We start from the raw sequence: 9,074 nt of genomic DNA on the forward strand, positions 1-9,074 counted from the left end.
GTGAGACAGTGTCGGTCCGCGGTGGTCGACGACGTGGCCGGCCGCGCCGTGCGGAGGTGAAAGACATCGGAATGCGCGTGTTGCTGTCCACTCACGATTCGCGCGGAGCGGTCGAACCGTTGGCGGCACTGGGGGTTCAGTTGCGGGCTCTTGGCGCGGAAGTCCGGGTGAGCGCGCCGCCGGACGAGGAATTCGCGGACCTGCTCGCCGGAATCGACCTGCCGCTGTGGCCATTCGGCGATTCGTGGCGCACGCGGGCGGCCGGGCTGACGCCGTCGGAGGACGAATTGCGCCGACACTTGGACGGGCTCGTCGCCGCGCAATTCGACACGGTGGCCGACGCGGCGGACGGCTGCGATCTGCTGGTGGCGACCGGCTTCCCCCCGGTGGCGGCGGGAGCGCGGTCGGTGGCAGAGCGCCTGGACATCCCCTACGTCTACGTGAGCTACCAACCGACGATCCTGCCGTCGTCGCACCACCTGCCCCCGACCTACGCCGGCCGGGTGCCGCCCGGCCTGATCGACAATCGGGTGCTGTGGCAGATGGACGCGCAGCACATGCAGACGCTGTTCGGCGCGTCGCTCAACGACCACCGCGCGGCGTTGGGGCTGCCGCCGGTGGATGACATCCGCGACTACGCCCTGACCGAGCGGCCGTGGCTGGCGGCCGACCCGGTCCTGGGCCCGTGGCCGCAGGGCGGCGGGCTGGAGGTGGTCCAGACGGGGGCCTGGCTGCTGGCCGATGAACGTCCCCTGCCGGCGGCCGTCGTAGCGTTTCTCGACGCCGGGCCGCCACCGGTGTACGCCGGCTTCGGCAGCATGCCCATGCGCGCGGCGAACGAGCTGTCCCGCGCGGTCGTCGACGCCGTCCGCGCCCAAGGCCACCGGGCGATTCTCTACCGCGGCTGGTCCGGCCTGGCCCCGATAGACGACCGGGACGACTGCCTGGCCGTCGGTGAGCTCAACCACCGGGCGCTGTTCGCCCGGGTGGCGGCGGTCGTGCACCACGGCGGCGCGGGCACCACGACCACCGCCGCGCTGGCAGGCGCACCGCAGGTGCTGGTGCCGCAGGGTGCCGACCAACCGTACTGGGCCGGCAGGGTGGCGGAGCTGGGCATCGGTGCCGCGCATGACGGCCCGGCTCCCACCGCCGAGTCCCTGGCGGCGGCGTTGAAGACGGCGTTGACCGTCGAGACCCGCGCACGGGCGAGCGCCGTGGCCGCCACGATCCGCACTGACGGGGCCATGGTGGCGGCGACGTTGCTGCTCGACGGGCTAGCGCGCTAACGCCGAACCGAAGACCTCGGTCATGGCCTGCCAGTGCCGCTCGGCCGCGGCCGGGTCATAAGGCGCGTTGTCCGGCACCGCGAACCCGTGGCCGGCCGGATACCACTCGATGGTGTGCCGCACGCCGGCTGCGGTCAACGCCTTGTCCAGCTGTTCGGCGTCCTGACGTGTGAAGGAGGCGTCGTCCTTGGCGCCGCCCACATACACCGTCGCGCTCATCCGGTCGGCCAGCAGGTGTGGGCTGTCTGCGGCGTCGGTCACCAGGCCGCCGCCGTGGAACGACGCCGCGGCCGCGACGCGCTCGGGCACCCGACCGGCGACGATCACGGAGGCCCGCCCGCCCATGCAGTAGCCGCACACGCCGAAGCGCTCCCCGGATACCTCCGGCCGAGCCGCCAGGTAGTCGAAGAACGCGACGGCGTCGCCGGCTATCTTGTCCGAGGTGAGGCTGCCGATCATGCCGAACAGCCGCCTGCGCTCCCGCTCGTCGCCGAACACGGTGGCCATGTCGAACGGGGTCCAATCGCCGCTGCGGTAGTACACGTCGGGGAGCAGCACCGCGTAACCGAAGCCGGCCAGCTTGGCGGCCATCCGGTCGAAGGTGTCACGCACCCCGCCGGCGTCGCAGTACATGATTACGCCCGGCCAGGGGCCCGCGCCTTCTGGGGTGAACAGGGAGACGGGACAAGTGCCATCGGCGGTGGTGACGCTGTCGGTGATTTTTGGCATGGTCTCCGTTTTACTCCCGAGGTCTGGACGGATCTTTTGGCGTCGACCCGCCGCGCCCGGCTTCGCCGCGCTTGCGATCGCCGCGGGGTTTTTGGCGTCGATCCGCCGCGCCCGGCTTCGCCGCGCTTGCGATCGCCGCTAAAATCGGCGCGTGCCGATCCCGACGCCCTACGAGGACCTGCTGCGCCTGGTACTCGAGCGGGGCACGGCCAAGTCGGACCGCACCGGCACCGGCACCCGCAGCCTGTTCGGCCAGCAACTGCGTTACGACCTGTCGGCCGGCTTCCCACTGCTGACCACCAAGAAGGTGCATCTCAAGTCGGTCGTCTACGAGTTGCTCTGGTTCTTGCGCGGGGACTCCAACGTCGCGTGGTTACACGAACACGGCGTCACGATTTGGGACGAATGGGCCAGCGACACAGGTGATCTCGGGCCGATATATGGCGTTCAGTGGCGATCCTGGCCCACGCCGACCGGTGAGCACATCGACCAGATCAGCGCGGCGCTGGAGTTGCTGCGTACCGACCCGAATTCGCGGCGCATCATCGTGTCGGCCTGGAACGTCGGGGAGATCCCGCAGATGGCGTTGCCGCCGTGTCACGCCTTCTTCCAGTTCTACGTGGCCGACGGTCGCCTCAGTTGCCAGCTGTATCAGCGCAGCGCCGACCTGTTCCTCGGTGTGCCGTTCAACATCGCCAGCTACGCGCTGCTCACCCACATGATGGCCGCCCAGGCCGGCCTGCGGGTCGGTGAGTTCGTCTGGACCGGCGGCGACTGCCACATCTACGACAACCACGTCGAACAGGTGCGCACCCAGCTCAGCCGCGAACCGCGCCCCTATCCGGAACTTGTACTGGCGCAGCGTGATTCGATCTTCGAGTACACCTACGAGGATGTGGTCGTGCAGAACTACGATCCACATCCGGCGATCAAAGCGCCCGTCGCGGTATGACGGAGCTGGGGCTGATCTGGGCTCAGTCGACCTCCGGCATCATCGGTCGTGGTGGGGACATCCCCTGGCGGGTGCCCGAGGACCTGATCCGGTTCAAAGAACTGACCGTCGGGCATACCGTGGTGATGGGCCGGCGCACCTGGGAGTCGTTGCCGAGCAAGGTCCGGCCGCTCCCGGGCCGCAAGAATGTCGTACTCTCGCGAAAGAGCGATTTCGTTGCCGACGGTGCACAGATCGTCGGATCGCTCGAGGCGGCCCTCGCCGAGAGCGAGGGTGAGCCGGAGACCTGGGTGATCGGCGGAGAGCAGGTCTATCTGCTCGCGCTGCCGCACGCCACGCGGTGCGAGGTCACCGAGGTCGAAGTCGACCTGCGGCGCGACGACGACGACGCGCTGGCGCCGGTGCTCGACGACAGCTGGCTGGGTGAGACGGGGGAGTGGCGGGTTAGCCGCACGGGGCTGCGGTACCGGCTGCACAGCTACCGTCGGGCATGACCGTCGGTGTCCGCGACCGTGATCATGCTCGGACGCGGGGGTCGGTCTCACCAGGTCACCACACGTTGCCAGAAGGGGGAATTGGCAGTGATAACCGAACCCACGAAAGCGTTCACGCGCATATTCAGGGGTTACGACCCGTCCGCGGTCGACGCCCACATCGAGATGTTGACCACCAAGCAGCAGTTGTTGCTCGACGACGTCGAGAACCTGAGGAGCCGGCTGAAGGCGGCCGGCGACGAGACGGCCGCGCTGCGCAAGGAGGTCGCCGTCCTCACCGACACCTCGCCGTCCCCCCACGCGGTGCAGCGCCGGATGGCGCAGATGCTTCGCCGCGCCGTCGACGAGGTTGCCGAGATGCAGGCCGAGGCGCGCAGCGAGGCGGACGCGATGATCGCAACGGCCGAGGCCGAGGTCCAGGCCACGCAGCGAAAGCACGAAGAGGAGTTGGCGGAGATGGCCGAGCAGCGAAAAGCCATGGAAACCGATTACGAGGAAGCCAAGCAGCAGCTCGAGGCCGAATTGGCCAACATGCGCGCCGAAACGGAAGCGGCGATCGACAAAGCCTGGCGAGACGCCCAACGGGAGGCCGACCACTATCGCGAGCAGGCTCAGCGCGCGGCGGACGAGGCGATCCGGCGACGGATCCATGTCCTCGAACAGCTGATGGGCGTGTTCCGCGAGCTCGAAGCGGTTCCCGCGGCGCTCGAGTCGGCCTACCAGGAGCAGAAGAACGCCCCGGAGCCCAGTCTCGTCGTGCCGTTGGACGGAAAAGTCAGCACGGGTTAGCCTGCCTCGAACGAGCAGCGCCGCGTCAACGCCGGGCGTTGTCGCACCCGGCCGGTATTCTCGGCGCCGTGTCGATCCCGACCCGCAGGCTCTCGGCCGCGCAGGCCCGGCGAATCGCCGTTGCCGCCCAAGGTTTTACCGAGCCGCGGCCCGCCGGCCCGATCACTCGCGGCCACCTGAAGCGCTTGATATCCAGAATCCAAGTGCTGCAATTGGATTCGGTTTCGGTCGCGGTGCGCGCCCACTACGCGCCGGTGTTCAGCCGGCTCGGGCCCTACGACCGCGACATATTGGATCGCGCCGCGTGGGGCCCGCGGTCGGCGCGGCTGCTGGCCGAGTACTGGGCGCACGAGGCCGCACTGGTGGCCGTCGATGACTGGCCGCTGCTGCGCTGGCGAATGCGCCAGTACCGCCATGGTCGCTGGGGCACCCACATCGTCAAGGCCAACCCGCAACTTGTCGAGGACGTCGTCGCCGCCGTCGCCGAACTCGGACCCAGCACCGCCGGCCAGATCGAGGCGCATCTCGCGGCGGAGCCGCGCCGTAAGAAGGGCACCTGGTGGAACCGCAGCGACACCAAGTGGGTCGCCGAGGCGCTGTTCGCCGCCGGTGTGCTCACCACGGCCACGCGGGTGGGCTTCGCCCGCCACTACGACCTCGTCGAACGCGTGTTGCCGGCCGGCGTGCTGGCGCGGCAGGTGGACGACGCGGAGGCCGTCCGGGAACTCACGTTGCGGGCGGCCACCGCGCTGGGTGTCGGGACCGAGGCTGATATTCGCGATTACTTCCGGTTGTCGGCCCAGCAGGTCAAGCCGGCCGTCGCCGCCCTGCTGACTGCGGGGGAGATCGAGCGGGTCGATGTCGACGGCTGGCCCGCGCCGGCCTACCTGCGCGCCGGTCGGACGGTGCCACGCACCGACCGCGGCACGGCGCTGTTGTGTCCGTTCGACCCGCTGATCTTCTTCCGTCCCCGGGTGGAGCGGCTGTTCGGTTTTCATTACCGCATCGAGATCTATACGCCCGCCGCCAAGCGCCAATACGGCTACTACGTGTGGCCGCTGCTGATGGACGGGCAATTGGTCGCGCGGGTGGATCTCAAAGCCGATCGGACCGCCGAGACGCTGCGCGTCACGGGCGCCTTCGGCGAACCCGACGCCCCGCGCCCCCGGGTGGTCGAGGCGCTGGCCGGCGAACTGCGGTCCATGGCGTCGTGGCTGGGCCTGAGCGGATTCAGCGTCGCGACCCGCGGTGACCTGGCCGCCGAGTTGCGGGCGGTCAGCTGATGCGCGCGACGGGCGACGAGCTCAAGGACACGCTCTGGAATGCGGCAAACAAGCTGCGTGGCTCCCTGTCGGCCGGCCAGTACAAGGACGTCGTCCTGGGGCTGGTGTACCTCAAACACGCCGCCGCCAAGCAGTGGAAGTCGTTGGCGGACAACGCGGAATCCCCGATCATCGGGCGGCTCGTCGATGACGCGATGGAGGCCGCGACGCTGCCGCGGCTGTACGAGAATCTCGACCAGCGCCGGCTCGGGGAGCTGCTGTGCCTGCTCGACGGAGCGCGATTCGGCGAGCAGGGCCGCGCGGGGGACCTGATGGGCGAGGTATACGAGTACTTCCTCGGCAATTTCGCGCGCGCCGAGGGCCGGCGCGGCGGCGAATTCTTCACCCCGCCCAGCGTGGTCCGTCTGCTCGTTGAGGTGTTGGAACCGTCACGCGGGCGGGTGTATGACCCGTGCTGCGGCTCGGCCGGCATGTTCGTGCAGACCGAGCGGTTCATCGCCGAGCACGACGGCGATCCCGCGCGAGTCACGATCTACGGGCAGGAAAGCGTCGAGCAGACCTGGCGGATGGCGAAGATGAACCTCGCCGTGCACGGCATCGACAACACCGGCCTGGGTGCGCGGTGCGCCGACACTTTCGTCGACGACGTGCATGCCGGCGTGCGGATGGATTACGTGATGGCCAATCCGCCCTTCAACATCAGGGATTGGGCCCGCGACGAACACGACCCGCGCTGGCGGTTCGGGGTCCCACCCGCCGGCAATGCCAACTACGCGTGGATTCAGCACATCCTGTCCAAACTGACCCCCGGCGGCAAGGCCGGCGTGGTCATGGCCAACGGCTCGATGTCGTCGAACACGTTGGGGGAGGGCGCTATCCGTGCCCGGATCGTCGATGCCGACCTGGTGTCGTGCATGGTCGCCCTGCCGGCGCAACTGTTCCGCAGCACGTCGATTCCGGTCTGCCTGTGGTTCTTCGACACCGAAAAGGGCGAGCGGGCCGGCCAGGTGCTGTTCATCGACGCGCGCGGGTTCGGCCACCTGGTGCGGCGCACCGAAAGGGCGCTGACGGACCAGGAGATCGTCCGTATCGGTGACACCTACCACGCGTGGCGTGGGTCGCAGTCCGCCGTCGCGAAAGGCATTACCTATCAGGATGTTCCGGGATTCTGCGCGTCCGCCTCCCACGACGACATCGCGGCCGCCGGTTATCCGCTCACGCCCGGACGCTACGTCGGTGCACCCGCCGACGAGGACGAAGGCGAGCCGGTCGAGCAGAGGATCGCCCGGCTGACCGGTGACCTGCTGACCGCGCTCGACGAATCCGCTCGCCTGGAAGGCGTTGTGCGCCAACAACTGGAGCGCCTGCGGTGAACACCACGCTGGGGGACCACCTGGACTTCGGTAGCGGCAGCAGGGCGCCGCGGCCAACGCCGGGCGGACGCGTTCGCGTCTACGGCGCCAACGGGGCCATCGGTTATGCCGCCGAGCACAACGCGGCCGGACCGCTGATCGTCCTCGGGCGCGTCGGGTCGCAGTGCGGCAGCCTGCGATACTCCGACTGCGACGCCTGGGTCACCGAGAACGCACTGGTATGTAGGGCGAAGGACCCGCGCGAGACGCGGTACTGGTACTACGCGATGCAGACCTGCCGGCTGGGCGACCACCGGGCCGGATCGGGCCAGCCGCTGCTGAGTAAGAGGATCCTGCACGACGTAGCGGTGCGCAGCGTCGCGGCGCCGCACCGCGAGGCGATCGCCGAATTGCTTGGCGCCCTCGACGACAAGATCTCGGCTAACCACCGGGTGATCGAGGCCGCGGAGGCCCTGATGGTGGCCATCGCCGAGTCCGTCGGCGAGCGCGTGCCGGTGTCCGGCCTGGCGAGCCGGTCGACGACATTCCTTGAGATGGCCGAATTCGACGACGCGGTCGCGCTCTTCAGCCTTCCGGCGTTCGACGACGGGGCGAACCCGAGCCTGGTGAGCGCCGAGTCCGTCAGGAGCGGCAAGTTCGTCTTGTCGGCGCCGTGCGTGTTGGTCGCGAAGCTCAACCCGCGGATACCGCGAATCTGGAACGTGCCCAGCCTGCCGCCGGAGATGGCCCTGGCCAGCAGCGAGTTCGTCGTCCTGGTGCCGACGGGAGTCGACGCGTCCGCCCTGTGGGCGGCCCTGCGGCAACCGGCGGTCTCCGACTGGCTGCAGCGTCGAGTCGCCGGAACCTCGGGCAGCCATCAGCGGGTGCACCCGCGCGATCTGCTGGAGGTTCGGGTCCCCGACGTCCGGCGCCTGCCCGCCGCGCGGTCGCAGACCATCACCGGCCTGGGCGCGCTGTGCCACGCGCGCCGCGCCGAAAGCGCGCGCTTGTCCGCGTTACGCGACGCGCTGCTGCCGCTGCTGATATCGGGTGAGCTCCCGATTCGGTCACCACGTTAAGGTGAGCGCCGTGGCCCAGACCGCGCCGCTCCGCGTGCAACTGATCGCCAAGACCGAGTTCCTGGCACCGCCGGATGTGCCGTGGACCACCGACGCCGACGGCGGGCCGGCGCTGGTCGAATTCGCCGGCCGCGCCTGCTATCAGAGCTGGTCGAAGCCCAATCCCAAGACCGCGACCAACGCCGGCTACATCAAGCACATCATCGACGTAGGGCATTTTTCCGTGCTCGAGCACGCGAACGTGTCGTTCTACATCACCGGCGTCTCCCGGTCGCTGACGCACGAGCTGATCCGGCACCGGCATTTTTCCTTCTCGCAGCTGTCGCAGCGCTACGTGCCGGAGGGGGATTCGCAAATCGTGGTGCCACCGGGCATGGAGGACGACCCCGAGCTGCGGCGCATCCTGACCGAGGCCGCGGACTCCAGCCGGGCCACCTATGCCGACCTGCTGGCCAAGCTGGAGGCGAAGTTCATGGCGGGCGAGCCCGCCGACAAGCTGGGCGTTTTGCGGCGCAAGCAGGCGCGGCAGGCCGCTCGGGCGGTGCTGCCGAACGCGACCGAAACCCGCATCGTCGTGACCGGCAACTACCGGACCTGGCGACACTTCATCGCCATGCGCGCCAGCGAGCACGCCGACGTCGAAATCCGGCGGCTGGCCATCGAGTGCCTGCGCCAGCTCGCCGACGCCGCGCCCGCGGTGTTCGCCGACTTCGAAATCTCGGCCCTGGCCGACGGGACCGAGGTGGCCACCAGCCCGCTGGCGACCGAAGCCTGAGATTCCCAGCCGTCACGGCAGCGCCGTCGCTCAGAGGCGGGCACTTCGGCAATGCCTGGACTTACCGGGGCGGGTGGGGCTGGTGAGGCTGACCGTGCGGCCGCCACCGAGCGGAACGCGGGCCCGCGCCGTTGCTAAAGAGCTTGCCGCCGCCAGGTAACCTGAAGACCGTGAGCACCGTCGGATTCGACGCCCCGGCCCGATTGGGAACCGTGCTGACCGCGATGGTGACACCTTTCGCTCCCGACGGTTCGCTGGACACCGCGGCCGCGGCGCAATTGGCGAATCACCTGGTGGACGCCGGCTGCGACGGCCTGGTCGTCTCCGGAACCACC

The 9,074-nt window shown here is 69.2% G+C and carries 10 protein-coding genes; 9 read left to right on the top strand and 1 reads right to left on the bottom strand.

The genetic code is table 11. From position 1 onward, the window contains the following. The first annotated feature begins 71 nt into the window (after positions 1 to 71). On the top strand, positions 72 to 1,286 hold the full coding sequence (locus A5695_RS09890; protein WP_068080463.1) for a glycosyltransferase: 1,215 nt from the start codon (positions 72 to 74) through the stop codon (positions 1,284 to 1,286). On the opposite strand, the gene A5695_RS09895 is transcribed toward A5695_RS09890, so the two are convergent. Continuing rightward, positions 1,275 to 2,015 (bottom strand): dienelactone hydrolase family protein, encoded by a 741-nt coding sequence (locus A5695_RS09895; RefSeq protein WP_068080445.1) that lies wholly within the window; start codon positions 2,013 to 2,015, stop codon positions 1,275 to 1,277. The two genes, A5695_RS09890 and A5695_RS09895, sit on opposite strands and share 12 nt — an antisense overlap. A 151-nt stretch (positions 2,016 to 2,166) precedes the next feature. Between A5695_RS09895 and A5695_RS09900 the strand changes: the two genes are divergently transcribed. The 8 genes from A5695_RS09900 to A5695_RS09935 all read left to right on the top strand — a co-directional run. Further along, positions 2,167 to 2,967, top strand: coding sequence for a thymidylate synthase (locus tag A5695_RS09900; RefSeq protein ID WP_068080447.1), 801 nt, complete (start codon positions 2,167 to 2,169; stop codon positions 2,965 to 2,967). After that, positions 2,964 to 3,461: a dihydrofolate reductase gene (locus tag A5695_RS09905; RefSeq protein WP_068080449.1), complete on the top strand. Its 498-nt coding sequence runs from the start codon at positions 2,964 to 2,966 to the stop codon at positions 3,459 to 3,461. The genes A5695_RS09900 and A5695_RS09905 overlap by 4 nt, the downstream gene beginning before the upstream one ends. Before the next feature lie 87 nt (positions 3,462 to 3,548). Beyond that, positions 3,549 to 4,250 (top strand): DivIVA domain-containing protein, encoded by a 702-nt coding sequence (locus A5695_RS09910; RefSeq protein ID WP_068080451.1) that lies wholly within the window; start codon positions 3,549 to 3,551, stop codon positions 4,248 to 4,250. A 38-nt stretch (positions 4,251 to 4,288) separates the two neighbouring features. Beyond that, positions 4,289 to 5,533, top strand: a complete 1,245-nt coding sequence (locus A5695_RS09915) for a winged helix-turn-helix domain-containing protein (protein ID WP_197515437.1) — start codon at positions 4,289 to 4,291, stop codon at positions 5,531 to 5,533. Next, positions 5,533 to 6,906: an N-6 DNA methylase gene (locus tag A5695_RS09920; RefSeq protein ID WP_068080454.1), complete on the top strand. Its 1,374-nt coding sequence runs from the start codon at positions 5,533 to 5,535 to the stop codon at positions 6,904 to 6,906. The genes A5695_RS09915 and A5695_RS09920 overlap by 1 nt, the downstream gene beginning before the upstream one ends. Next, a complete protein-coding gene (locus A5695_RS09925; RefSeq protein WP_068080456.1) occupies positions 6,903 to 7,964 on the top strand; it encodes a restriction endonuclease subunit S in 1,062 nt (353 codons plus the stop codon). Before A5695_RS09920 ends, A5695_RS09925 begins: the two co-directional genes overlap by 4 nt. Positions 7,965 to 7,974: 10 nt before the next feature. Next, entirely contained in the window at positions 7,975 to 8,739 is a 765-nt protein-coding gene (thyX, locus tag A5695_RS09930; protein WP_068080467.1) for an FAD-dependent thymidylate synthase, read from the top strand. A 170-nt stretch (positions 8,740 to 8,909) separates the two neighbouring features. Beyond that, positions 8,910 to 9,074, top strand: a 165-nt coding sequence (locus A5695_RS09935) for a dihydrodipicolinate synthase family protein (RefSeq protein ID WP_197515438.1), incomplete at its 3' end; no start/stop codon positions are given.

It is taken from the genome of Mycobacterium sp. E1747, assembly GCF_001667775.1.
GTDB lineage: Bacteria > Actinomycetota > Actinomycetes > Mycobacteriales > Mycobacteriaceae > Mycobacterium.

Excerpts from the sequence above, each read along its gene's own strand:
- A5695_RS09890 (WP_068080463.1), top strand. The coding sequence starts at position 72 with ATGCGCGTGTTGCTGTCCACTCACGATTCGCGCGGAGCGGTCGAACCG.
- A5695_RS09895 (WP_068080445.1), bottom strand. The coding sequence starts at position 2,015 with ATGCCAAAAATCACCGACAGCGTCACCACCGCCGATGGCACTTGTCCC.
- A5695_RS09905 (WP_068080449.1), top strand. The coding sequence starts at position 2,964 with ATGACGGAGCTGGGGCTGATCTGGGCTCAGTCGACCTCCGGCATCATC.
- A5695_RS09920 (WP_068080454.1), top strand. The coding sequence starts at position 5,533 with ATGCGCGCGACGGGCGACGAGCTCAAGGACACGCTCTGGAATGCGGCA.